The 544-nt window shown below is 43.6% G+C and carries 1 protein-coding gene; it reads right to left on the reverse strand.

All coding sequences use genetic code 11. From position 1 onward, the window contains the following. On the reverse strand, positions 1-524 hold a 524-nt coding region (locus R7Q09_RS27790; protein WP_318144165.1), incomplete at its 3' end, for a DUF4158 domain-containing protein. Positions 525-544 lie beyond the last annotated feature (20 nt).

Below are 544 nucleotides of genomic sequence, written 5' to 3' on the forward strand. Positions count from 1 at the left end.
TGCATTGTGCGGCTTATCAGTCTTTGAAGCACGGAGTACTTAGGAATGGCAATGTTATGGCTGGCAAGGTATTCAATGGCCGCATCAAAGAGGTGTCGAGGCTCCAGCCAGGCATGACCAATGTAAACCAGGTGGTGGCACAGAGCATTGAGGTGCTGTTTTTCATTCCACTTATTGTAATTTAGTAGACGCAGTATCCTTGAGTAAATACGGTCACGCTGCATTTTACTGACACTGAAAGGCCTGATCCCTTTACCTCTTTGAATTTGGGAGGCAATAAACTGCATGTCGATACTGATATCACGGAAACTCGGAGCAATGATCACTGGCTTAGATTTAAAATAGCCCAGAAGCGCCACGAAATAACAACGATGTTTAGTAAGCCTGATAGTACGGCATTCGGCCTGTTCTACATCGTTTAGCGAAAAATACAAACGTTGTTCCTCAATAGAAAACTGAGGTGCTGAATACAAGTCTCGTTGTTCTGCCTGAGTCAGAATCGAGAGTTCATTACTAATTGCCATGATGAATAAACGCCAATATG

This window comes from Vibrio sp. 2130-1, from assembly GCF_033339515.1.